22 protein-coding genes and 1 pseudogene are annotated in these 24,169 nt (G+C 63.5%); 13 read left to right on the forward strand and 10 right to left on the reverse strand.

Annotated elements, in window-relative coordinates:
• Window positions 1–62: 62 nt before the first annotated feature.
• Both mbfA and CQ14_RS26420 read right to left on the reverse strand, forming a co-directional pair.
• The gene (gene mbfA, locus CQ14_RS26415; protein WP_057860753.1) at window positions 63–1,034 is read right to left on the reverse strand and encodes an iron exporter MbfA; all 972 of its coding nucleotides are present in this window, start codon (window positions 1,032–1,034) and stop codon (window positions 63–65) included.
• Between the two features lie 55 nt (window positions 1,035–1,089).
• Entirely contained in the window at window positions 1,090–2,256 is a 1,167-nt protein-coding gene (locus CQ14_RS26420; protein WP_057860754.1) for an alpha/beta fold hydrolase, read from the reverse strand.
• Window positions 2,257–2,714: 458 nt separating this feature from the next.
• Between CQ14_RS26420 and CQ14_RS26425 the strand changes: the two genes are divergently transcribed.
• Window positions 2,715–3,221 carry a hypothetical protein gene (locus CQ14_RS26425; protein WP_057860755.1) on the forward strand — a complete coding sequence of 169 codons (507 nt, stop codon included), beginning with the start codon at window positions 2,715–2,717 and terminating at the stop codon, window positions 3,219–3,221.
• A 309-nt stretch (window positions 3,222–3,530) separates the two neighbouring features.
• Here CQ14_RS26425 and CQ14_RS26430 read toward each other — a convergent pair whose 3' ends face one another.
• Window positions 3,531–5,072, reverse strand: coding sequence for an acyl-CoA synthetase (locus CQ14_RS26430; RefSeq protein WP_057860756.1), 1,542 nt, complete (start codon window positions 5,070–5,072; stop codon window positions 3,531–3,533).
• Between the two features lie 77 nt (window positions 5,073–5,149).
• Window positions 5,150–6,322, reverse strand: a complete 1,173-nt coding sequence (locus CQ14_RS26435) for an acetyl-CoA C-acetyltransferase (RefSeq protein ID WP_057860757.1) — start codon at window positions 6,320–6,322, stop codon at window positions 5,150–5,152.
• 149 nt (window positions 6,323–6,471) lie between these two features.
• On the opposite strand from CQ14_RS26435, the gene CQ14_RS26440 reads away from it, so the two are divergent.
• The 8 genes from CQ14_RS26440 to CQ14_RS26475 all read left to right on the forward strand — a co-directional run bounded on the left by CQ14_RS26440 (window position 6,472) and on the right by CQ14_RS26475 (window position 15,718).
• Window positions 6,472–7,143 (forward strand): TetR family transcriptional regulator, encoded by a 672-nt coding sequence (locus tag CQ14_RS26440; RefSeq protein ID WP_057860758.1) that lies wholly within the window; start codon window positions 6,472–6,474, stop codon window positions 7,141–7,143.
• Between the two features lie 64 nt (window positions 7,144–7,207).
• Entirely contained in the window at window positions 7,208–7,966 is a 759-nt protein-coding gene (locus CQ14_RS26445) for an SDR family NAD(P)-dependent oxidoreductase (RefSeq protein WP_057834117.1), read from the forward strand.
• A gap of 181 nt (window positions 7,967–8,147) precedes the next feature.
• Window positions 8,148–8,954 carry an enoyl-CoA hydratase/isomerase family protein gene (locus tag CQ14_RS26450; RefSeq protein ID WP_057860759.1) on the forward strand — a complete coding sequence of 269 codons (807 nt, stop codon included), beginning with the start codon at window positions 8,148–8,150 and terminating at the stop codon, window positions 8,952–8,954.
• Between the two features lie 40 nt (window positions 8,955–8,994).
• The gene (locus tag CQ14_RS26455) at window positions 8,995–10,866 is read left to right on the forward strand and encodes an AMP-binding protein (RefSeq protein ID WP_057860760.1); all 1,872 of its coding nucleotides are present in this window, start codon (window positions 8,995–8,997) and stop codon (window positions 10,864–10,866) included.
• Window positions 10,867–10,978: 112 nt separating this feature from the next.
• Window positions 10,979–12,106 carry an acyl-CoA dehydrogenase family protein gene (locus CQ14_RS26460; RefSeq protein ID WP_057860761.1) on the forward strand — a complete coding sequence of 376 codons (1,128 nt, stop codon included), beginning with the start codon at window positions 10,979–10,981 and terminating at the stop codon, window positions 12,104–12,106.
• Between the two features lie 153 nt (window positions 12,107–12,259).
• Complete coding sequence (locus CQ14_RS26465; protein ID WP_057860762.1) at window positions 12,260–13,507, forward strand: acyl-CoA dehydrogenase; 1,248 nt, start codon at window positions 12,260–12,262, stop codon at window positions 13,505–13,507.
• A 150-nt stretch (window positions 13,508–13,657) separates the two neighbouring features.
• On the forward strand, window positions 13,658–14,902 hold the full coding sequence (locus tag CQ14_RS26470) for an acyl-CoA dehydrogenase (RefSeq protein ID WP_057860763.1): 1,245 nt from the start codon (window positions 13,658–13,660) through the stop codon (window positions 14,900–14,902).
• A gap of 117 nt (window positions 14,903–15,019) precedes the next feature.
• Window positions 15,020–15,718 carry a nitroreductase gene (locus CQ14_RS26475; RefSeq protein ID WP_057860764.1) on the forward strand — a complete coding sequence of 233 codons (699 nt, stop codon included), beginning with the start codon at window positions 15,020–15,022 and terminating at the stop codon, window positions 15,716–15,718.
• A 143-nt stretch (window positions 15,719–15,861) separates the two neighbouring features.
• Here the strand turns inward: CQ14_RS26475 and CQ14_RS26480 are convergent, their stop codons facing one another.
• The 4 genes and pseudogenes from CQ14_RS26480 to CQ14_RS26490 all read right to left on the reverse strand — a co-directional run.
• A complete protein-coding gene (locus CQ14_RS26480; protein WP_057860765.1) occupies window positions 15,862–17,502 on the reverse strand; it encodes an ankyrin repeat domain-containing protein in 1,641 nt (546 codons plus the stop codon).
• Between the two features lie 229 nt (window positions 17,503–17,731).
• Complete coding sequence (locus CQ14_RS26485; RefSeq protein ID WP_057860766.1) at window positions 17,732–17,989, reverse strand: hypothetical protein; 258 nt, start codon at window positions 17,987–17,989, stop codon at window positions 17,732–17,734.
• A 103-nt stretch (window positions 17,990–18,092) separates the two neighbouring features.
• Window positions 18,093–18,254: WCX domain-containing protein (locus CQ14_RS46800; RefSeq protein ID WP_245320529.1), on the reverse strand; the 162-nt coding region annotated here is incomplete at its 5' end.
• A 1-nt stretch (window position 18,255) separates the two neighbouring features.
• Window positions 18,256–19,104, reverse strand: a pseudogene (locus CQ14_RS26490) (helix-turn-helix transcriptional regulator); the annotation flags it as partial.
• 88 nt (window positions 19,105–19,192) lie between these two features.
• Between CQ14_RS26490 and CQ14_RS26495 the strand changes: the two are divergent.
• Complete coding sequence (locus tag CQ14_RS26495) at window positions 19,193–19,837, forward strand: glutathione S-transferase family protein (RefSeq protein ID WP_057860767.1); 645 nt, start codon at window positions 19,193–19,195, stop codon at window positions 19,835–19,837.
• A gap of 45 nt (window positions 19,838–19,882) precedes the next feature.
• Window positions 19,883–20,317 carry a DUF6157 family protein gene (locus CQ14_RS26500; protein WP_057860768.1) on the forward strand — a complete coding sequence of 145 codons (435 nt, stop codon included), beginning with the start codon at window positions 19,883–19,885 and terminating at the stop codon, window positions 20,315–20,317.
• Between the two features lie 6 nt (window positions 20,318–20,323).
• Here CQ14_RS26500 and CQ14_RS26505 read toward each other — a convergent pair whose 3' ends face one another.
• Window positions 20,324–21,109: an enoyl-CoA hydratase/isomerase family protein gene (locus CQ14_RS26505; RefSeq protein ID WP_057860783.1), complete on the reverse strand. Its 786-nt coding sequence runs from the start codon at window positions 21,107–21,109 to the stop codon at window positions 20,324–20,326.
• Between the two features lie 30 nt (window positions 21,110–21,139).
• Complete coding sequence (locus tag CQ14_RS26510) at window positions 21,140–22,252, reverse strand: cyclic nucleotide-gated ion channel (RefSeq protein ID WP_057860769.1); 1,113 nt, start codon at window positions 22,250–22,252, stop codon at window positions 21,140–21,142.
• A 301-nt stretch (window positions 22,253–22,553) separates the two neighbouring features.
• Here CQ14_RS26510 and CQ14_RS26515 point away from each other — a divergent pair, with 301 nt between their 5' ends.
• Entirely contained in the window at window positions 22,554–23,219 is a 666-nt protein-coding gene (locus tag CQ14_RS26515) for a Crp/Fnr family transcriptional regulator (protein WP_057860770.1), read from the forward strand.
• Between the two features lie 17 nt (window positions 23,220–23,236).
• Complete coding sequence (locus tag CQ14_RS26520; protein WP_057860771.1) at window positions 23,237–24,121, forward strand: DUF6537 domain-containing protein; 885 nt, start codon at window positions 23,237–23,239, stop codon at window positions 24,119–24,121.
• Window positions 24,122–24,169 lie beyond the last annotated feature (48 nt).

Consider the following 24,169-nt stretch of genomic DNA (forward strand, 5'->3'; position numbering starts at 1 on the left):
CGCGAACGCGTTTGCGCGGAGATCATGNTGGGATGACGATTCGAAGAAAAGTCATCACGGCTTTAAGCCGCGCCGATCAATATCCCGACTGCCAGCACGATCGCGCCGCCGAGCACGATCTGGAACACCGCCTGCAGGAACGGCGTGTCCATGTAACGTGCGCGGATGAAGGCGATCGCCCATAGCTCGAAGAACACGATGATGCAGGCGATCGCGGTCGCGATCCAGAATGCATTCGGCCAGGAGTCCGGAACGAGATAGGGCAGAGTATGGCCGATGCCGCCAAGCGTCGTCATCAGCCCGCAGGTGATGCCGCGCAGCCAGGGCGAGCCGCGCCCGGTCAGCGAGCCGTCATCCGACAGCGCTTCGGCAAAGCCCATGCTGATGCCGGCGCCGATCGAGGCTGCCAGTCCGACCAGAAACGTCTGCCAGTTCTGATGCGTGGCAAAGGCCGCGGCGAACAAGGGCGCCAGCGTCGAGACCGACCCGTCCATCAGGCCGGCCAGCCCCGGCTGCACATATTGCAGTACGAACATGCGCCGCCGTGTCTTGTCTTCTTCGGCGCGCACATCGGGGCTGAGGATCTCGCCCGTCAGTTTGACCGCCAGCCTCTCGTGGTGCTTCTCCTCCTCGGCAAGATCCCCGAGCAAGCGGCGGACGCCGACGTCGTCCGCCTTCTCGCTGGCCTTGGCGTAGAAGCGCTCGGCCTCGAGTTCCATCGTCTCGACCTCCTTGCGGATGGTGTCGAGCGACAGGTTCTTGGTCAGCCAGATCGGGCGCCTTCGCAAAAATCCCTTGACGTCCTCGCGACGGATCGGCGGCAGATGCGCGCCGAACCGCTGCTCGTACATTTCCAGCAGGCGGTGACGGTGGCCCCGTTCCTCCTCGGCCATCTCCTCGAACACTTTTGCCGAGTCCGGATAGCGCTCCGCGAGATCTTCCGCGAAGGTCATGTAGATGCGGCTGTCCTCTTCCTCGGACGAGATCGCAACAGCCAGCACTTCGCGCTCGGTCAGATCGGCGAAATTCTTCACGGGACGCCTGCCTTTTCTTAATTTAGAATTATTCTAATCTTGGCGTCTGCCGTGGTCAATTGTGGGGTGTGACCTGGCTGGCCTTCGTCCCGCGCAGGAATTGCACCAGCAACCAGCTCACTTTGTTAGCCTGCTCCTGCTGCACCCAATGGCCCGCGCCATCGACGAGATGGCTGCCGATCATGTTTGTGCAGGCCTTTGACTGCATCGCCTCATAGACGCCGGGGCGCTGGTAGGTGCCCCAGTCCTGCTTGCCCGAGATGAAGGCCGAGCGCACGTCGATGGTGCGGCCCGACCACGTCTGCAATTCCGGTGTGAACGCGCCCGAGGTGCCGCAGCGATACCATTGCAGGCCGCCCTGGAATCCGGTGCGTTCATATTCGGCGCTGTAGAAGGCCAGCTCGCTGTCGGGCAGCCATTTATTCCCGGCGATTTCTTCCGGCGAGGGCATTTGCTCGGCGACGGTGGCGGCCATGTCCTTGGCGTGGTCCATCACATAGTAGGTCGGCAGCTTTTCGATTTCGCCCGCGGTCCATGATTTGAGCGGATAGGGCTTGTTGTCTTTCCAGTCCGCGCTCTTGTGGTGGTAATAGGCGCGCAGGAAATCATGCACGCCCTGCGGCGCATGGTGCATGTCGTCATTCGCCTCGCGTGTCGAGTAGTACCACTGGTAATGCTTGCGCGGCCGCGGCAGCGCCGCGAGATCGCGGTGTATGGGATCGTCGATGCGCCCAGCAGGTTCGTTCACCGTGTTGAACGGCAGCGCCGGCGGGCCGCTGAACGGCGCGCTCATCATGACGACCGAGCGGAATACGTCAGGCCGGATCAACGCGCACCAGGCGGCGACCGACGAGCCGAAATCATGCCCGATCACGGCATCGACGCTTCTGTAGCCGAACGCCGACACCAGCCCGAGCATGTCGCGCACCAGATTGGGGAGCCGGAACGAGGCGAGATCGCCGTCGTAGCCCGGATCCCATCCGGTGGTGCGGCCATAGCCGCGCTGGTCGGGCGCGAGCACGTGGTAACCGGCCTCAGCCAGAATCGGCATCACCTTGCGCCAGGAGAAGGCGAGTTCGGGGAAGCCGTGCAGCAGCAACACGCAGGGCCGGCCGCGGGTTTCGAAGCCGGCCTCCAGCACATGCATGCGCAGGCCGTTGATGCCGTCGACATAGCGCGAGCGGATGGAGGCGGGCAGCGGGATATCGGGGAGGGTGGGCATAATGGATTCGCCTTTCTCCCCCTCTCCCCTTGTGGGAGAGGGTGGATCGAATGAGCGTAAGCTCATTCGAGACGGGTGAGGGGTTGTTTCCGCGGAGACAGACCCCTCATCCGCCTTCCCTGCGGGAAGGCACCTTCTCCCACAAGGGGAGAAGGGAAGGAAGGACGAAAACGATTGCAGCATTCCGTAGGGTGGGCAAAGCGCAGCGTGCCCACCATTTTTCGCGCGTTGCATTCGAAGGTGGGCACGGCGCCTCGCGCCTTTGCTCACCCTACGGTTTCTGTCGTTGGTGACGTCCCTGGGTACGTGGCGGGCGTCATGACGTTGAGAAGGCGGAAACCGGCGTTCACGGTGACCCTTGGCGAACTCATGGCTGCAAATTCAACTGAGCGGCTTGAACCTTCGCCTCCTCAGGATCGTCTAACGGCGACAACATTTTCTTAGAGGATGAATGCCACATGAGTTGGCTGCGGATCGCAAATTTTCACGGCTTGTCTTTGCGCATCGGTGTGGCGATCGCGGCCGCAAGTCTGCTCCTTGCTTCCGTCGCCCACGCGGCAGAGATGGAAGATCTGGCCCAAAATATGCCGCGTGGGTATTCTGGTGAATTCCGCTGGGATGGTGACAGGACGGTGCAGAACGTCGTTATCACCTTCGAGTCGGTGCGGGCCCTCAACAGCCAGAATGCCGAAGCGCTCGGATGCGGTACGTACGAGGTCGGTCGCCAGGTGACGAAGATAAAGGTCCGGATGCTTGTCCGCCTGTCGGATCTGCAGGTGGAGATTTTCGAGCTGTCGCCCGAAGGCAATACGGCATTCACGACGGATGGCAGCCATCGTGGAAAGCTGTCGAAAGACTTGCAGCAGATCGATGCTCAGTGGACTACGGCGACCACTGGACAGCGGGGGCAACTGCAGATGCGCGCATTGCCATCCGTGGCCTGCGCGCCGGCTGGCACTGCGTAAAATCGGGTGGCGCGAACGGACAGGTGGCGGGCGCAATCCAAACGCGCGTTTTATCCGCCGCCAGCCCGTATTCGTCCGGACTCGCATCTCTTCGACTGGGGCCGCATACTCGCTGCCATCCTAGGAGTGTGTATTTTTACGAGTGTGTATTTGCGTTCGCCCGGCCCTCCTTGACTGGGGGCCGGGCTTTTGCATGGCCGCCTCACTAAAGCGCGCTGCGCGTGCCGGGCGCGACCCATTTCTCCCTATCTCTATTCCGTCGTGCGCGACTGCTGGACCCACACGTGCTTCGCGGCAGATAGGGATGTTTCACGCCTTCGCCGGCTTCGGCCAATATTTGTCGCGCAGATGCCGCTTCACCAGCTTGCCGGTCGGCGTGCGCGGCAACTCCGCTTCGAAGTCGATGCTCTTCGGGCATTTGATCGGTGACAGATGCTTGCGGCAGAACACGATCAGTTCGGCCTCCAGTTCCTTGCCGGCCTTGGCCATGTCGTGCGGCTGCACCACGGCCTTGACCTCTTCACCCATTTCCTCATTAGGCACGCCGAAAACGGCAACGTCCGATACGGCGGGATGGGTGATCAACACGTCCTCGGTCTCCTGCGGGTAGATGTTCACGCCGCCGGAGATGATCATGTAGCTCTTGCGGTCGGTGAGGTAGAGATAGCCTTCGTCATCGAGATAGCCGACATCGCCGAGCGTCGACCACCCTTTTTCGTTGTAGGCCTTCTTCGTCTTCTCGGGATCGTTGTGATAGGTGAAAACGGGCGCGTCGGCGAAGTAGACCGTACCGATCTCGCCCACCGGCCGCTCCTCGTCATTCTCGTCCAGGATTTTCACCTTGCCGACCACGGCGCGGCCGACGGTGCCGCGATGGGTCAGCCATTGCTGCGAGGTCGAGACCGTGACGCCGTTGCCTTCGGAGCCGGCGTAATACTCGATCAGGATTGGTCCCCACCATTCGATCATCTTGGCTTTCACGTCGACCGGGCAGGGCGCTGCGGCATGGATCGCGCCTTTCAGTGTCGCGACATCATAACGCGCCCGCACCTCGTCGGGCAGCTTCAGCATGCGCACGAACATGGTCGGCACCAGTTGCGACTGCGTGACCTTGTACTTTCCGACCAGCTTCAGGAACTCCTCGGCGTCGAAGTGCTCCATGATGATGGAGGTGCCGCCGAGCGTGATCGCCATCATGTTGAAGCGAAGCGGAGCCGCATGATAGAGCGGCGCCGGCGACAGGTAGATGCTGTCGGAATTCATCCCGCACATGTCGGCGCAGAGAATTTTCAGGAACGCGTTCGGTTCGTCGATCCGCTTGCCCTCGAACTCCTTCTTGATGCCCTTGGGCCGTCCGGTGGTACCAGACGAATACAGCATATCATAGCCGGCGACCTCGTCCGCGATCGGCGTCACCGGCATCGCCACCGCTTCCCTGTCGAAGGAGCGGAAGCCGGGCACGGGCTCGTCCACCATGAAGAATAGCGGCTCGCCGGGCTCGCCCTTGATCAGGCCTTTGACCTTGTCGGCGCATTGCGGCGTGGTGATGAAAACCTTGGCGCCGCAATCCTTGACGATGTAGGCGATCTCCTCCTCGGTGAGGTAGCGGCTGATCGCGGTGTAATAGAGACCCGCACGCTGCGCAGCCCAGCAGATTTCCATGAACGCCAGGCGATTTTCCATCAGGAAGGCGATGTGATCGCCGGCCTTCAGCCCGAGTGAACGGAACAGATGCGCGCCCTGGTTCGAGAGCTCGTCGAGTTCGCGATAGGTGATCGCCTTGCCGGTCGCCGCCATCTGATAGGCGATCTTGTTCGGCTGGGTGCGGGCGTAGACGGAGGGATGAGTCATGGGTGTTTCCTCAATAAGAAAATGGCGAGCAGGAAGCGGACTCCCTGCTCGCCAGTCGCCGATCGCCTTTGTTGTTCTTAGAGTCGCTCGACGATCGTAACGTTGGCCATGCCGCCGCCTTCGCACATGGTCTGCAGGCCGTAGCGCTTGTTGTTCTGCTTCAGCGCGTTGACCAGCGTGGTCATCAGCTTGGTGCCAGAGCCGCCGAGCGGATGGCCGAGCGCGATCGCGCCGCCATTGACGTTGAGCCTTGCGGGGTCGGCGCCGGTCGTCTTCAGCCATGCCACCGGCACGGCAGCAAAGGCTTCGTTGACCTCGAACAGGTCGATGTCGTTGATCGACATGCCGGCCTTTTCCAGCGCCCGCTTGGTGGCGTGCAACGGGGCATCCAGCATGATCACGGGGTCGCCGCCCATCATGGTCATGTGATGGATGCGCGCCAGTGGCTTCACGCCGAGCGACTTCAGTCCCTTCTCGTTGACCACCATGACGCCGGACGCCCCGTCGCAGATCTGGCTGGCGCTGGCGGCGGTGTGCTTGCCGTTTTCCGCGATCAGCTTGACGCCCTTGATGCCGTCCAGGCTGGCGTCGAAACGGATGCCTTCGTCGATATGATGGGTGTCGGTCGTATTGTCGGCGCGGGTGATCTGCACCGGCACGATCTCGTCCTTGAACTTGCCGCCCTGTGTCGCGGCAATCGCGCGCTGGTGGCTGTTGTAGGAGTATTCGTCGAGCTGGTCCTTGGAGAGGCCGTACTTCTCCGCCATCATTTCCGCGCCGGTGAACTGGCTGAACACGATGTTCGGATATTTCGCTTCGATACCCGGGCTCTTGTAATGACCAAAGCCGTTCTTCGCCGGTAATGACGAGGCAAGGCCCATCGGCACCCGCGTCATCGATTCCACGCCCGCGGCGATCACGATGTCCATGCTGCCGGCCATCACGGCCTGAGCCGCGAAATGTAACGCCTGCTGCGAGGAACCGCACTGCCGGTCGACCGAGGTCGCGGGCACGCTCTCAGGAAGTTTCGAGGCCATCACCGCGTTGCGGGCGATGTTGTTGGATTGCTCGCCGGCCTGCATCACGCAGCCCATGATCACGTCTTCGATCTGGGCTGGATCGACGCCGGAGCGGTCGACCAGCGAATTCAGCACGGAAGCGGCGAGATCGGCCGGATGCCAGCCTGCGAGACGTCCCCCCTTGCGGCCGCCCGCGGTGCGCGCAGCGGCGACGATATAGGCCTCGGCCATTCCTGTTCTCCCTGATCGTTGTTGGTGGATTTTTCGAAGATGGGCCGGATTAAAGGGGCGCTCCGGGATTTAGTCAATCAATCAATTAACTCTTGAGTGCAGCCGCGGCATGCGCTTATGTGAGGTCAGATTTCCCGCCCTCAGCCGTGATGAGATCGCCGTTGAATACCAGCGTACCGACCAGGCTTGCGAACGGCAAAAATACCACCGCCGAGAAGCTGCTTGTCGCCGCGAGCGAACTGATGATCGAGCGCGCCTCGATAGAGGTTTCGCTGTCGGACATCGCGCAGAAGTCGGGCGTCAACGCCGCGCTGGTGAAATATCATTTCGGCAACAAGGACGGGCTGTTGCTGGCGCTTTTGGCGCGCGACGCCGCGACCGAGATGTCGCAGCTCGAATACCTCATCAGCCAGCCGATCACGCCGACCGCAAAGCTCCGTCTGCATATCGGCGGCATCATCCGCGCCTATCACCAGTTCCCCTATATGAACCGGCTGATCCACTATCTCCTGCACGAGAGCAGCGCGGAAGCCGCCGACGAAGTCTCGCAATTCTTCGTCGCGCCGCTATTGAACTTCCATCGCCGCCTGCTCGCCGAGGGTGTCAAGGCCGGCGAGTTCCGCGATATCGATCCGGTGCTGTTCTATACCAGCCTGATCGGCGCCTGCGATCACCTGTTCTTCGGCCGCCACGCGATGTCGCGCGCGACCGGGGTCGGGCCCGTCACCGACGAAGTCTGCCGCGATTACATCAAGCACATGGAAGCGCTGATCTTCGGCGGCATGCTGAACGGGAATGAAAAGGGTGCCGCCGCCGGATGACGAAAGCGACACTTCAGTAGCCTGCAAATCCAGAGAAGAAACGCACCAAGGAAAGGTAGTTACCATGCAGTTGCAAGACGTAGCCGTTCTCATCACCGGCGGTGGCTCGGGCCTGGGCGCCGCGACCGCCCGCGCTATGGCCGCCAAGGGCGCGAAAATCGGCGTCATCGACCAGAACAAGGAAAACGCCGAGAAGGTGGCCGCCGAAGTGAAGGGCATAGCTCTCCATGCCGACGTTACCGACGAGGAAGCGATCAAGGCGGCGATTGCCAAGGCCGAAGCCGCGCACGGCATCGCCCGCGTGCTGATGAACTGCGCCGGCATCGGCGGATCGCAGCGCACCGTCGGCAAGGACGGCGTCTATCCGCTGGCGAAGTTCGTGCGCATCATCAATGTCAACCTGATCGGCACCTTCAACGTGCTGCGCCTGTTCGCCGAGCGCCTCGCCACCGCGCCGCCGATCGGCGAGGAGCGCGGCGTCGCCATCAACACCGCGTCTGTCGCCGCCTATGAAGGCCAGATCGGCCAGATCGCCTATTCGGCGTCCAAGGGCGGCGTCGTCGGCCTCACGCTGCCGGCTGCGCGCGACCTCGCCAGCCTCAAGATCCGCGTCAACACCATCGCGCCCGGCCTGTTCCTGACGCCGCTGCTGATGGGTCTCAACGAAGAGGCCCGCAAGAGCCTCGGCGCGCAGGTGCCGCATCCGGCCCGCCTCGGCGATGCCTCGGAATACGGCAACCTCGCGGTTCACATCGTCGAGAACCCGATGCTCAACGGGGAGACCATCCGCCTCGACGGCGCCATCCGCATGGCGCCGCGGTAAGCGACTCTCTTCCCTTCTCCCCTTGTGGGAGAAGGTGGCTTCGCGGAACGCGAAGACGGATGAGGGGTTCTCTCCGGCTGGCAACCCCTCACCGCATCGAATGCACGGCGAATGCCGGCGTAGCCCTCTCCCACAAGGGGAGAGGGCGCAATACCAAGCATCGCGCCCGTGGGAGGAAGATGTGACAAGCCCGCTGCTGATCGCACATCATGACGGGGTCGATTGGGTCACCCTCAATCGCCCGGACAGCCTCAACGCGCTCGATCCTTCGTTGATCGACGCATTGAATACCTATTTCGAAGGCCTGCAGCGCAACCGTTCCACCCGCGTCGTGGTGCTGAAGGGCGCCGGCGCCTCGTTCTGCGCCGGGCTCGATCTGAAGCACGCGATGAAGCGCCGCGCCGGCCAGCAGGAGCCGCCCGGCGTCACCGAGTCATTGGACTCGCAGCGGCGCATCGCCGACATCGTGATGCTGATGCGGCGCTGTCCGCAGCCGATCATCGCGCTGATCCAGGGTGCGGCCGCCGGTGGCGGTTTTGCGTTGGCGCTTGCCGCCGACATCCGCATCGCCACCCGTTCGGCGCGGATGAACTGCGCCTTCATCAAGCTCGGGCTCGGCGGCTGCGACATCGGCACGTCCTATTTCCTGCCGCGCCTCGTCGGCGTGTCGGTCGCGTCCGAATTGATTCTGACCGGCCGCTTCATCTGCGCCGAGCGCGCGCTCGCGGTCGGTCTCGTTTCTGAAGTGGTCGAGGAAGGCGGGCTCGATGCCGCGGCCGAGCCTTACGTCGATGCGATGATGACGGCCTCGCCGGTGGGCTTAAGGCTGTCCAAGGAATGCCTCAACATGAGCGTCGATGCCGGCTCGATCGAAGCCGTGATTGCGATGGAAGACCGTAATCAGGTGCTGTGCAGCCGTTCCGAAGAATTCAGCGAAGGCATCAGGGCCTTTCTCGAAAAGCGAAAGCCTGTCTATATCAGGCGATGACGACAAGATCCGCAAAGGACCGAATTCCGGGAGACGCAATATGGGTGGGAGTGCAGCGAAGGTGCTGACAATGCCGGCCTTCCGCAAGATCGAGTGGCTGCCGCGCGACATCGCCGTCGAGCGTCGCGCTGACGGCGTCGTCATCCTGAAGTCGCGCATTCCGCTGCAGCCTTATGAAAAGCATATTCCGGCGTCGCTTGCGAAATGGGCGAGAGAGGCGCCCGAGCGTATCTGGCTGGCGCAACGCGGCGGCGCCGACCGGCAATGGCGGAAAGTTTCCTACGGCGAAGCCAAGCGCATCGTCGACGGGCTGACGCAGGGCTTGCTTGATCTCGGCCTTGGCGAAGGCCGCCCCGTCGCGATCCTCTCGGGCAACTCCATCGAGCACGCGCTGATGACGCAGGCTGCGATGCAGGCGCGCGCTCCCGCGGCGCCGGTGTCGCCGGCTTACTCGCTAATGAGCCAGGACCATCTCAAGCTCAAATATCTCTTCAACCTGATCAAGCCTGCAGTCGTGATGGTGCAGGACGGGCCGACCTTCGAGAAGGCCTTGAAAGCGCTCGATCTCACCGGCGTCGCCGTCGTGCACGTGTTGCGGCCTTGCGAGGGCATCAAGAGCGTGTCCTTTGCCGATCTCGCGGCCACACCGGTAACGCGTGCGGTCGAGGAATCGATTGCGAAGATCACGCCCAAGACGATCGGCAAGCTGCTGTTCACCTCGGGCTCGACCGGCATGCCGAAGGCCGTCATCAACACGCAGGAGATGATGTGCGCCAATGCGGCGATGATGATGCAGGTGCGCCCGCGCGATCCCAGCGGGCCAATCGCCACCGTGCTCGACTGGATGCCGTGGAATCACACCATGGGCGGCAATGCCGCGTTCCATCCGATTCTGGTCGATGGCGGCACGCTCTATATCGACGACGGCCGGCCGATGCCCGGCCAGCTCGAAGAGACCATCCGTAACCTGCGCGAAGTGTCTCCGACCTATTACGCCAACGTACCTGCCGGCTATGCGGCGCTGGCATCCGCAATGGAGAAGGACGACGCGCTCTGCCGCAGCTTCTTCAAGAACCTCTCCATCATGGCCTATGGCGGCGCGCGGCTGCCGGATGATCTTTACGACCGCATGCAGGCGCTGGCGGTGAAGGCCACCGGCGAGCGCATCGTCTTCTATACGGGCTGGGGCTCGACCGAGACCGCGCCGACCTCGACCGGCACCTATTGGGACACCGAGCGCGTCGGCCTGATCGGGCTGCCGTTCCCCGGCGTCGAGCTGAAGCTGGTGCCGTGCGGCTCGAAATACGAGCTCCGCCTGCGCGGCATCAACGTCACGCCTGGCTATTTCGGCCAGCCTGATCTGACGAAGAAGATGTTCGATGAGGAAGGCTTTTACTGCATCGGCGATGCCGGCGTGTTCGTCGATGACAGCGATCCGCTGCAGGGCATCATCTTCGCCGGTCGCGTCGTCGAGGACTTCAAGCTGACGACCGGCACTTTTGTGCACGTCGGCTCGCTGAGGACGGACGCGATCGCAGCCGCCACGCCGGTGGTGCACGATGCGCTGGTCGCCGGTCAGGACCGCGAATTTATCGGGCTGCTCGCCTGGCCCAATCTGCACGCCTGCCGGCAAATCGTTGGCAATCCCGATGCGAACTTTGAAGACGTGATCACGCATCCCGAAGTAATCGCCTGTCTGAAGCGCGGGCTGGAAGCGCATAACGCCTCCACTACCGGCAGCAGCATGCGGATCGCCCGCGCGATGCTGATGGCCGAGCCGCCCTCGATCGACGGCAATGAACTCACCGACAAGGGCTACATCAACCAGCGCGCCGGCCTCGAACGTCGCGCGACGCTGGTGGAGAAGCTTTACGCCGGCAAGCCGGGAGACGACGTGATTATTTTGAACTGACCGTAGGATGGGTAGAGCGCAGCGAAACCCACCAGACGCAACCAAGCCATCGATGGGTATCGCTTCGCTCCACCCATCCTACAGAACCAATAACCAACGCGAGTAGAGCGCCATGAACTTCGATTTCTCCGACGACCAAAAACAGATGCGCGACGCGGCGAGGAAGTTCCTCGCCGAACAGTGCCCGCCGAAAGCCGTGCGCGAGGTGCTCGACGGCAAGGCGGCCTATGACAAGAAGCTGTGGCAGGGGCTCGCCGAGATGGGCTTCCTCGGCGTCGCGATCCCCGAAGAATTCGGCGGCGCGGGTGCGGGCCATCTCGAGCTCTGCGTGATCGCCGAAGAAATGGGCCGCGCCAACGCGCCGGTGCCGTTCTCCTCCACCGTCTACCTTGCCGCCGAAGCGCTGCTGCTCGCAGGCTCCGACGCGCAGAAGCGGAAATGGCTGCCGAAGATCGCCTCGGGCGAGGCGATCGGCACGCTGGCGCTGTTCGAGGGCAAGGGCAATCCGTCGCCGAAAGCGATCAAGCTGCAGGCCTCCGGCGGCACGCTGTCGGGCGTAAAGAAGCCGGTGCCGGATGGCGCGATTGCCGATTTCGCCGTCGTTGCCGCGCGCACCGGTTCGAGCGGGCGCGATTCGGACATCTCGCTGTTCCTGATCGACCTCAAGGCCGGCGGCGTCGAAGCGAAGTCGCTGACCAATGTCGATCCGACCCGCGGTCAGGCTGAACTCACCTTCAAGAACGCCAAGGCCGAGCCGCTTGGAGCTGCCGGTGAAGGCTGGAGCATCCTCACGCAAGTGCTCGACCGCGCCGCGGTGCTGCTGGCGTTCGAGCAGGTCGGCGGTTCCGACCGCGCACTGGAAATGGGCCGCGACTATGCGCTCGACCGTATCGCCTTCGGCCGGCCGATCGGCTCGTTCCAGGCGGTGAAGCACATTCTCGCCGACATGTATGTCTCGGCGACGCTGGCGCGCTCGAATTGCTATTACGGCGCCTGGGCGCTCTCGACCAACGCGTCGGAATTGCCGGAAGCCGCAGCAGCCGCGCGCATCAGCGCGACGCAGGCGTTCCAGCACTGCTCCAAGAACAACATCCAGGTTCATGGCGGTATGGGCTTCACCTGGGAGTTCGACTGCCACATGTACTACCGCCGCGCCAACACCACTGCGCTGACGCTCGGTAGCCTGTCATATTGGGAAGATCAGTTGATCGACCGCATGCGCAAGAAGAACGCGGCGTAAACAACAAGTGGTGTCGTCCCCGCGAAGGCGGGGACCCATACTCCGAGAATTCTCGATGAATCGATGGTGCCAAACTTGGGCACAACGCCGGTGCCGGTGGCTATGGGTCCCCGCCTTCGCGGGGACGACGGCAGGATTTGAAGGATAAAGCCGATGAACTTCGACGACACCCCGCAGGAAGCCGCATTCCGCGCCGAAGCCAAGGCGTGGATACAAGCCAACGCGCCGAAGCAATATGAGGAAGAACTTCGAAAATCCTCGCTCGGCCGCAGCGTGCTGAAAGGCGCCAACATTCTCGAGGTCGCAAAGGCCTGGCAGAAGAAGAAGGCCGATGCCGGCTGGGCCTGCCTGCACTGGCCCAAGGAATATGGTGGTCGTGGCGCATCGCCGATTGAGCGCGTGATCTGGCAGCAGGAGGAGGGGCCGTTCGGCAAATTGAGCGGCATGTTCATCATCGGCCACGGCATGTGCGGGCCGACGATGATGGCGTTTGCCGGCGAGGAGCAGAAGCGGAAGTATCTGCCGCCGCTGGCCTCCGGCGAGAAGGTCTGGTGTCAGCTGTTCTCCGAGCCCGCCGGCGGCTCCGACGTCGCAGGGCTCCGCACCCGCGCCGAGAAGAAGGGCGACGACTGGATCATCAACGGCCAGAAGATCTGGACCTCCGGCGCGCATTATTCGGACTACGGCATTTTGCTCACGCGAACCGATCCGACCGTGCCGAAGCACAAGGGGCTCACCATGTTCTTCCTGGACATGAAGAGCCCTGGCGTCGAGGTGCGGCCGATCAAGCAGGCCAGCGGCCAGTCAGACTTCAACGAGGTCTACTTTACCGACGTGAAGATTCCGGACTCGCAGCGGCTCGGCGCCGTCAACGACGGCTGGAACGTTTCGCTGACGACGCTGATGAACGAGCGTATGTCGATCGGCGCCGGCGTTGCGACCGGCTTCCCCGAACTGTTCGACTTCTGCAACAGCCTGATGCTGGAGGATGGTCCCGCGATCGAGGATCGCAGCGTCCGTTCAAGGTTGGCGAACTATGCGGTGAAGGCCAGTGGCCTGCGATACACCAGCATGCGCGCGATCTCGGCGCTGTCGAAGGGCGAGCGTCCGGGGCCGGAGAATTCCATCGGCAAATTGGTCGCTGGTTCGATGGTGCAGGAGGTCGCGATGTATGCGCTGGACCTGCAGGGCGCCGCAGGCGTGCTGAGCGGACCGGATGACGCCGAAGTCGCCGGAAAATTCCAGGCGATGCTACTGCGTGCGCCGGGCACCCGCGTCGAAGGCGGTACCGATGAGATCATGCGCAACATCATCGCCGAGCGCGTGCTTGGTCTGCCCGGCGATATCAGGGTCGACAAGGACGTGCCGTTCAACCAGATCCCGACCAAGGGAAGGGCGTGAGAATTCCGACCTCATCGTGAGGAGCCGCGCTTGCGTCGCGTCTCGAAGGATGAAGGCCCGGCTGGTGGCCTCATGGTTCGAGACGCGCGTTCCGCGCTCCTCACCATGAGGGTTGAGATTGAACAAGATTTGAAACATGAGAGGTCCGCCATGAACTTCGACGATACCCCGCAGGAAGCCGAATTCCGCGCCACCGCCCGCAAATGGATCGAGGCCAACGCCCCGAAGCAATATGAGGCGGAGCTGTCAAAATCCTCGCTCGGCCGCATCCGGTTGGAGAAGGAAGAGATCGTCGATGTCGGCAAGGCCTGGCAGAAGAAGAAGGCCGAAGGCGGCTGGGCTTGTTTGCACTGGCCGAAGGAATATGGCGGCCGTGGCGCCACGCCGATCGAGAAGGTGATCTGGCAGCAGGAAGAGGGCGTCTACGGCAAGCTGACCCAGCCGTTCCAGATCGGCGAGGGCATGTGCGGGCCGACGGTGATGGCGTTCGGCAGCGAGGAGCACAAGCGTCACTACCTGCCGAAGCTGGCCTCCGGCGAGCACATCTGGTGCCAGCTGTTCTCCGAGCCGGCCGGCGGCTCCGACGTCGCGGGGCTTCGCACGCGCGCGGAAAAGCAGGGCGACAACTGGATCGTCAACGGCCAGAAGATCTGGACCTCGGGCGCGCATTATTCCGACTACGGCCTTCTGATCACGCGCACCGATCCCAATGTGCCCAAGCACAAGGGCCTGACGATGTTCTTCCTAGACATGAAGAGCAAGGGCGTCGAGGTGCGGCCGATCAAGCAGGCCAACGGCATGCAGGAATTCAACGAGGTCTATTTCACGGACGTGGTGATCCCTGACAGCCAGCGTCTCGGCGCGGTCGGCGACGGCTGGAACGTGTCGCTGACCACGCTGATGAACGAGCGCATGTCGATCGGCTCGCGGCTCGCGACCGGCGTGCCCGAGATGTTCGAATTCTGCTCGAACCTGATGCTGGAGGATGGGCTTGCGATCGACGATCCCGCGGTGCGCTCCAAGCTCGCGAGCTGGGCGGTGAAGTCGAACGGGCTGAAATACACCAGCTACCGCGCCATCTCCTCGCTCTCCAAGGGCGAGCGGCCAGGCCCGGAAAATTCCATCGGCAAGCTGGTGTCGGGCATGATGCTGCAGGACATCGCGGCGTACGCGATGGATCTGCAGGGCGCGGCCGGTGCGCTCACCGGTGCGGATGAGGAAATGGTTCACGGCCAGTTCCAGCAGATGCTGCTGTCTTCACCGTCGATGCGCATCGCGGGCGGCACGGATGAAATCCTGCGCAACATCATCGCCGAGCGCGTGCTTGGTTTGCCTGGCGATATCAGGGTCGACAAGGACGTGCCGTTCAACAAGATCCCGACCAAGGGGCGCTGAACAGAGACCGTATGGTGGGTTAGCGAAGCGTAACCCACCATGCTCTTACACCGAGGCGACAGAAGCGGTGGGTTACGCCTTCGGCTAACCCACCCTACGCAGACAGCAGGAAGCGCCATGGATACTGCCGTGAACCAACAAGACCGCATCGGCGTGCTCGAAGAGCTCCTGAACGAGCGCTACTCCGTGCGCGCCTTCCTGCCACGCGAAGTGCCGCGCGCGACCATCGAGCACATTCTCACCGTCGCGCAGCGCACGGCCTCCTGGTGCAACAGCCAGCCCTGGCAGGTGCTGATCGCGAGCGGCGAGGCCAAGGAGGCGTTTCGCAAGGCGATCTATGGCGAGGCCGCCTCGGGCGCCGGGGACGACCATGATTTCACGCCGCCGCGCGAGTATCTCGGCGTCTATCTCGAGCGCCGTCGCGAGAGCGGCTTTCAGCTCTACAACACGCTCGGCATCCCGCGCGGTGACAAGATGGGCTACGCCAAGCAGGCGCTGGAGAACTACAATTTCTTCGGCGCGCCGCATGTCGCGATCATCCACACCGACGAGCTGCTCGGCATCTACGGCGCGGTGGATTGCGGCGCCTATGTCTCGAACTTCATGCTCGCGGCACAGGCGCTCGGCCTCGGCACGATACCGCAGGCCGCGCTGGCGCGGCATTCCGGACTGATCCGGCGACACTTCAAGCTCGCCGATGATCGCAAGGTGGTCTGCGGCATTTCCTTCGGCTTTGCCGATCATTCGCACAAGGTCAACAGCTACCGCACCTCGCGCGCGAGCGTGCCGGATACCGTCACGTTCGTGGACGAGTAGGGGGCCCTTCTCCCCTTGTGGGAGAAGGCGGCGAACGCAGTCCGCCGGATGAGGGGTCTGTCTCCGCGGAGAGAACCCCTTGCCCGTCTGCGATGCTGCGCATCGCATCCACCCTCTCCCACAAGGGGAGAGGGAAAGAGCGCTCAAGCCTCGCGACCCAGCAATTCCTCGCTGACCTCGTCCGAAAACCGCTTCCTGATTCCGGCCACCATCACCCAGTCGGGATCGGCGGGGATTTCAGTCGCGCCCGGCATGCCATGATCGCGCAGGGCGCGCGCGCAACCGACCCAGTCGCCGCCCTCGACCGGCTCGTTGAGGGACGCCCACGACAGCGTGCCGCAGGCATTGTCGCCGAAGCCATGCCGCTCGGTCCACTCAGCGCCGTGTTCGAGCAGGAAGCGCGTCAGGCCGGCATTGCCACGGAATACCGCTTGGTTGAGCGCAGATGCATCCCAGTCGCCGCCGCGCGCGGCAATCGGCCAGCCGAGCGTGACCATCAGCTTCACGACATCATCGGCGCCGGCCGCGGCCATGTCGGGCAATAGTCGCGACTGCGTCGGCAACAATGAAGCCGGCAGGTCGGGCCGCCGGGCCTGAATCGCGCGCGCCGCAGTTTCATCGCCGCGCGCACATGCAGCGACGAAGCGCTCCTCGTCGGAGATGTCAGGCTCGCCAGCCGGCCCGCGCAGCAGCGCCGCGGCATCGGTAAGTCCGAACTGCAGTGCCAGCCGGTAGGGACTGACGCCGGCAGCGGTCGTCCGCGTCGGATCGGTGCCAGCTTCCAGCAGTGCCCTCACATGATGTGGCCGCCGCCGATAGATCGCCCAGGCCAGGGGAGAGTCCCAATCGGTCAGCGGCGCATTCAGCGCCGGCTCGTTCGGATCGCCGCCATGCTGCAGCAGCAGTTTTAGTGCCGTGTCGTCCTCAAGATCGATCGAGCGGTAGATCGCGTTGCTCCCGGCGATGCGCGCGCCGTGCTCCAGCAGCAGGCGTGTGCAGGCCGGATTTTCCAGGGAGTGATAAAGCGATTCACCGTCATTGGGATTGGCGCCGGCGTCCAGCAGCAACTTCGTCAGCGCCGGATCATGGCTGCTGCCGGCCGCGCCATAGAGCGTCGAGAGTGGGCAGCTCTGGTCCGGCTCGGCCAGCGAACCCGGTGGCCAGCGGCTGAAAATGTGCTGGTTGACGTCGGCGCCATCAGCGATCAGCAATCGCGCGCTGGCGTGCAGGCGCTGGCGAAATTCGTCCACGCGTAACAGGCTCGAATGCGCGACCGCGAAGAGCGGTGGCAATCGCAGCGGGCCGCCGGGACGGTTGACCCATGTAGGATCGGCCGCTGTTGCCTGCCGCAGCGCGCCTTCGTCACCAATCGCGCAGGCGAGATAAGGATCGCCTGCGATCAGTTCGGGATCGTCAGCCAGGATACGCAGCGCGACGCGCGGGTTGGCGCGATTAACCGTGCCGCTGACATCGCCGGAATAGAGAAGTTGGGCCCAATGCAGAATGCGGGCGTCGCGCTTGTCGCGCGCCGCCATCTGCACGTCGACATATTGCTTCAGGTCGGGCCAGGAGGCAAAGCCATGCTCGCGCGCGAGGCATGATTGCGCGTCGTGAAGGCGAAGTTCGAGGGAAGCCATATCGTCGTCGCTTCGGCCGGCCGCCACCGGCAGTGCGCTGCGCAGCCGCGCCATCGCTGCCGGATCGCGGCTTCGATAGAGGCGGATCAATTGCTTGGCTTGCTTCTTCAGATGTTCGAGATTCAGTCGATCGGGCGACCGGTCCATCAGCTACCTCCGTGCTTTATCGCCGACGGCCCGCAATACCGGCTGCACAAAGGCTCTAGACGTCGCTCGAAAGCTGCAAGTGGGTTCAACCCTTCCCGCGGGCCCGGGAGCGGCTTGCACCGCAGGCGCTACAATATGGCTGCCGCGGGCAGGGGTCAACGCACCAGGCACGCGGAAAAATCCCGGCTCGCTCTCGCGGCCGGGATCTTTCCTGACTAACGCTGTTCGATCAGTAGGCGCAGACGTTCACGGTGCGCAGGCGCATGCCGCGGCGGGTTTCGACCCAGCGCTGCTGCAGGCAGCCGTTCAGGCCGGTGTCGACATAGACGCCACCGAAACCGACGCCGATGGCGGGACCCCAGCCGTAACCATGACCCCAATGATGGCCCCAGTGATGGTGATGAAAGCCCCCTGCGGAAGCGGGCGCCGCGGCGGCAAAGGTCAGGGAAGCGGCGGCAATCAGTCCGAGGGTAATCTTGCGAAACATACTCAATTTCTCCAATTCTTTGGCGCGAGGCCGTTGTTGCGTCCCTGCCCATCAGTCGGGCCGGCAACGGCTTGCGTTCATGCGCGAAGCGAAGAATCGTGTTTCAGGAATGTTTCGCGGAACGGGATCTTCGTAAATTTTTTCTATCCGGACATCGGTAGCGCGCGGCCATCTCTTGCGTCATTTCGGCCATCTTGTCGCGCAGCTCCGCCGGCGCCAGCACCTCGGCTTCCGCGCCGAGACGCAGCAGTTCGGCCGCGGCATGNCACCGTTTTCCCGATCGGCACGGTGGCGATGCGCCAGCCGTCTGCATCGGCCGTCTCCTCGATATGGGTGCGCGTCCGCACGTAAGGCTGACTCAAGGCGTTGAGCAGTTTGACACCGAACGGCGATAGCCGCACGGTGGCGGCGTTCGGATGCATCTCGGCTTCGAGCCGCAGCGTCGCGGCCTGCCAATAGGCGGCGAGGTCGAAATCGGCGGGCCGCGTGAAGCGCTCGTCCAGCACATTGCAATCGAGCACGCGCGCCACGCGATAGGTGCGCACGCTGCCATCGACATGTCCGGCGAGATACCAGCTTCCGCCCTTCAGCACGAGGCCGAGCGGCGCGACGCGGCGGCGCTTCTCCGCCCGCCAGCTCTGGTAGCGGATTTCGATCAGGCTCTCGCGCAGCAGCGCAGCGGCAATGGTGCGCAAATGCTTCGGCTGCTCGGCCTCGCCGAACCAGCCGGGGGTATCGAGATGAAAGCGCTCCTGCATCCGCCCGGCATTCGGGCGCAGATTTTCGGGTAGCGCCGCCATCAGCTTGGTCTGCGCCGCCATCATCGCGGCATCCAGACCGAGCGCAGCCGCGGGACCCGGCAGTCCCGTCATGAACAGCGCCTCGGCTTCCGGTTGCGACAATCCGTTCAGCCGCACGCGATAGCCGTCGAGCAGGCGATAGCCGCCTTCCGCGCCGCGCTCGGCATAGACGGGGACGCCGGCGGCGGCCAGCGCATCGATGTCGCGGTAGATGGTGCGCACCGAAACCTCGCAAGCTTCGGCGAGTTCAGGCGCGGTGATCTGTCCCCGCGCCTGCAGGGTGGTGAGGATCGAAAGCAGCCGGCTCGCGCGCATGGCTCCTTAAAGCATACCTGACACAGGATGTCAGGTATGGTCCGGCATAGAAGGTCCGTTGCCCGTAGAGACCCAATGGAGACTGCCAATGATCAACCAGGACCGCATCACGCTTTATTATTCACCGCAGAGTCGCGCTACGGGCACGCGGGTGCTGCTGGAGGAACTCGGCGCACCATACGATCTCCATGTCCTCAACATGAAGGCGGGCGAGCAGCGCCAGCCGGCCTATCTCGCCATCAATCCGCTAGGCAAGGTTCCGGCGATCCGCCATCGCGGGTCGCTGGTGACCGAACAGGTCGCCATCTACACCTATCTCGCCGACCTGTTTCCAAAGGCCGGGCTAACGCCCGCGCTCGATGATTCGCAGCGCGGACCTTATCTGCGCTGGATCGCCTATTATGGATCCTCCTTCGAGCCGGCCCTGGTCGACCGGTTCATGAAGCGCGAACCGGCGCCGGTGTCGCATTCGCCCTATTCCGATTACGAGACCATGCTCGGCGTATTGGAGGCGCAGCTTTCGAAAGGCCCTTATCTGCTCGGTGACCGCATCACGGCCGCCGATATCCTCTGGGGCGTGGCGTTCAGTTGGACGATGATGTTTGGCCTCGTGCCCGGAAACGACGTATTCAAGGCCTATGCCGATCGCATCACCTCGCGTCCCGCGTTCAAGCGGATCAGCGCCGCCGATGATGAGATGGCGGCGCAGCACGCCGCAGCTAGTGGCGGGTGAGGCGGCATCAAGAAGACGCGGCCTCAAGACGATTTGGATTCCCGGATGACAAAGACAGTGCACACGACCAACTGCTTCGACACCTTCATCCAGGTCGCGGAAGATTGTCCCGCGCGGTCAGGCGAAGAGCCGCCGACGCGCGCGGGGAATCCGACCGTGGCCGGCCTTCAGTATCAGATGATTTCGGAAGCGCCCTATAAATACACTTCGGATGATGTGGTGTTCGCGACCTCCGCACCGGGTCGGCAGCTCGGCGCGAAGGCTTCGAAGAAGGAGAAAAGCCTAGCCCGCGACGAATTCTTCGCGAAGGGACAGGCGTGCCTGCGCGCATCGGGCCTCGGCAAGCGCTTCGGCTGGGGCGTGCATGCCGATGCCGAAGGGCGCGTCGCGATCTATGCCGTCGACAGCCCGCGCTACCAGGCGCTGGCGCGCGATCCCGCGATCAAACAGGTTCGGGCGATGCGGACGAAGCGGGCTTAAGCTTCGTCAGAACTTCGGCGGGCGCTTTTCCGCCAGCGCTCTTACGCCTTCCCTGATCTCGGCGCCGCGCATGCTCTCGCGGTGGCGCAGGTTGGCGGCTTCCTCGTCGAGCTTGCCGCGCGCGAATTCGTTGATGGCGCGCTTCATGCCACGCATCGCCAGCGGCGCGTTGCCGGCCAGGATGGCGGCGAGCTTGTCGACTTCCTCATCCAGCATTTCCAGCGGCACCATGGCGGTGAGATACCCGATCCGCAGCATCTCCGGCGCGGTGATTTTCTGCGCGGTGAGAAACAGCATTTTTGCGTTGTCGACGCCGAGCCGCGACACGTAGCGTTCGATGCCGCTCTTGTAATAATGCAGCCCGAACCGCGCCGCCGGCATGAACATCTCGGCGGTATCGACGCCGATGCGGAAATCGCAGGCCAGCGCCAGATCGGTCGAGCCGCCATAGACGCCGCCGTTGATCCGGCAGATCGTCGGCACGCCGAGATCCTCCAGCCGGTTGACGACGACCTCGAACGCCGATCCCGCGCTCGGCTGTTCGTTCTCGCTGGTTGCGCGATCCGCTACCGAATTGAGATCGTAGCCGGAGCTGAAGGCGCGGCCGGTGCCGGTCAGCACCAGCACGCGGATCGCAGGGTCGGCCTCGATCCGGTCGAACAGCTTTAAGAGATCGCCGAGATCCTCGCTCTGCAGCCGGTTCATGTGTTGCGGCCGGTTGAGGCGGATGGTGGCGCGGGCGCCATTGATTTCGAGGATCGGCGCGCTCGCCGTTTCGGCTCCGTCGGACATCATTCTCTCCATTCTTCTTGTTGGTTTTGACTATTGGTTCTCTTGCGCACGCCGTTTGGCTTCGGCGTCGATGGTCTCGGCCAGATCCGGATGCCGCGCCATCAACAGGCGAAAGTCCACGAGGTCGAGCACCAACAGCCGCGTCACCTTGGTGGTCGTGACATCAGCGCCGCGCACGCTGTTGCCGAGCAGCGCCATCTCGCCGAAGAACGCGCCCTCGCCGAGGGCTACCTTCTTGCCGGGCAGCTCGACCTCGGCTTCGCCGGCGGCGATGAAATACATGCAGTCGCCTTTTTGTCCCTTGCGGATGATCTGGGTGCGCGCCGGCAGGTCCATCGTCCGCAGCATGTGGGTGACGTCGGCAATCGCGGATGGGCCGAGCGTCGCGAAGAACGGCACCTTGCTGACGGTCTCCCACGTCTTCAGGAAATTATCGCGGCGGGTCTCGGCGGCAAAGCCGGTGGCGAGAATGCCGGTCCACAGTCCGAACACGCCGAGACCCGAGATCATCACCAGCGCCGCGACCATGCGGCCGAGCGGCGTGATCGGCACCACGTCGCCATAACCGGTCGTGGTCAGCGTCACCACCGCCCACCATAGCGCCGCCGGCACGCTGCCGAAGGTCGCCGGCTGCACGTCGCGCTCCAGGAAATATTCGGCGACGGAAGCCAGAAATACCACCATCAGGAAGATCACGAGCACGCTGAGCAGCGGTCCGGATTCCAGCACCAGCACGCGCCGCAATTGCCGCAACCCCGGAATGCCCGGCACGACCTTGAGCACCCAGAGGATGCTGAGCAGCCATGCCGTCCGGTGCTCGACGCCCGCAACCAGCGCAATCGGCACCGCAAGGGCGCCGATCGCGTCGACCACCCCGCTGCTGGAGGAGACGTAGAGCCACAGCCGCCCTTGCCCCGCCATGTGGCGCAGCCGCACCGCCCACTCGAATACGAAATAGGCGAGGCACGCCCACAGCACGGCATCGACCCAATGGTGCGCCGCCTCGTAGGCGGGGGCCACCGTCAGCACCACCATCGCAGCGATGCCGGCGGCCAGCGCGATATAGGCCGCCTTGGTCATGTTGCGGCCGGCCGTCTTGGCGGTGAACTGAGCCAGTGCCGAGAGAACGAGCCGCTTGGACATCGGAGGAGGAGGACCTGATGCGTGCAATGAAAGCTGGATAACGGTCAGGCCGCGGCGTGACCAACGGGACGCAAAGTGCCCGCCTGCGGGGAGGCCGTCAACGACGGCTGCGCCAGGGCTGGCCGGTTCGGGGCACAGCCCCGGAGCTTGGGAGAAGCGAATTTTACCCCGGAATAGTGAGAATCCCGACAAAACGTCGCTTTTTCTTCGTATACCAAAAGGGCCCCGCGCCGTTACCATGGCAGCGCCGCAGCAGAATCGCGACAAAAATTCACTCTCCGAAGCAATTGGTTGACATCCAATGGACACGTCTCATCTGGCACAACACGCAGGTACGGCCGGCGCACTATTCGCGTCGATCTTCGTGGTCGCCACCACCACGATGAAGACCATGATCCCGTTGCGGGTCTTCGGCATCCTCGCCAACGTCGTCCTGATCGTCACGGCGATCCCGACCCATAATTATCTGGTGATGGGCGTGCAGGCTGTCATGCTGTTCGTGAACTCCTACCGCCTGCACCAGATGCTGCAGCTGGTGCGCGACGTGAAGAAGTCGGTCAACAGCGACCTGTCGATGGAATGGCTGAAGCCGTTCATGACCGAGCGCAATTGCACGGCCGGCGAGATCCTGTTCTACAAGGACGAGAAAGCCGAGGACATGCTCTATATCGTCAGCGGCAAGTTCAAGCTGGTCGAATCGGGCATCGTGCTGCCGGTCGGCGCCATCGTCGGTGAGCTCGGCATGCTGTCGCCGTCGAACACGCGGACCCAGACGCTGGAGTGCGTCGAGAGCGGCCTCATCCTGAGCGTCAGCTACACCAAGGTCGAGGAGCTTTACGTGCAAAACCCCGCGTTCGGCTTTTACTTCCTCCGTCTCTCCAGCGCCCGCCTGTTCCAGAACCTGGACGCGGCGGAAAAGCGGCTGGCCCAGCATCTGGCGTCCGCGGCCGAGCCGAAGCCTGCGTAGAGGCCGGAGCAGGGAGAGTGGCAGACCGCGGGTTCCTGTCGTCGCTGCGTTATCTGTTCGCCGACTTCATCGGCGAGGATGATGACGACACCGCGCCGTTCCTGCCTGAGGGGCTGCCGGAGCCGGTGATGGCGGTGGCGAGCGAGGCCATCCATCGGCTCATCGACTATCAGGGCCCGAGCTATGCCCGGCTCTATGTCGACCGGCTGCAGCGGTTCATCGGCAAGCGAGGCGTCGACGACGCGATGCTTGGCGAGATTGCGCGGCTGATGGCGCTGCGCATGAGCTACGAGGACCCGATCCGGATCGCGCAGCTCAAGCTCGCCGAACTGCAGGGCCGTTCGGCTGGCTCCGTCGATGTCAAGAAATTCCGGGTGGAGGAGTTGATCGGCGCGCTTCCTGCCATCATCTCCGAATACCTCATCGATGCGCTGGAATGGCTGGGCTGGGCGCAGAGGCGCGTCTCCATTCGCTTCAGCACGGCGAGCCGCTATGGCATTCGCCGCCTCAAGATGGAGGCGGGCTTGCGGCGATGGCGGCTGTTTTCGGTTCGCTACGCCAGGGAGCGGGTCTGGGTCGAGCGCTGGCTGCACATGATCGACCGCAGCCTGACCAAGCAGCCGCAGGCGGCGCCGGCGATCATCCAGACCGCGACCATGATCGAGGGGTATGGCGACGTCTATCGCCAGGGCATGGCGGACTGGAACGCGATCATCGATGGTCTCGCCAAGCCGACCTTCGATGGCGTGCTGGCTCTATCGGATCTCGGCGGCGCGGTGACCGAGGCGCGCGCCGCCGCGCTGCCCGATCCGCGGCAGTCCGCGCTCAAGCGCAAGATCGCGGAGATCCGCGCGCGGGCGACTGCCGGCTTGTATGTGGGGGTTTCGTCTGAAAAGACATAGATGGGGTAACGGGCCCCGGTCCGCCTTCCAGGCAAGCCGCGCTTGCTA

The organism is Bradyrhizobium lablabi (genome assembly GCF_001440475.1).
Taxonomy (GTDB): Bacteria; Pseudomonadota; Alphaproteobacteria; order Rhizobiales; family Xanthobacteraceae; genus Bradyrhizobium; species Bradyrhizobium lablabi.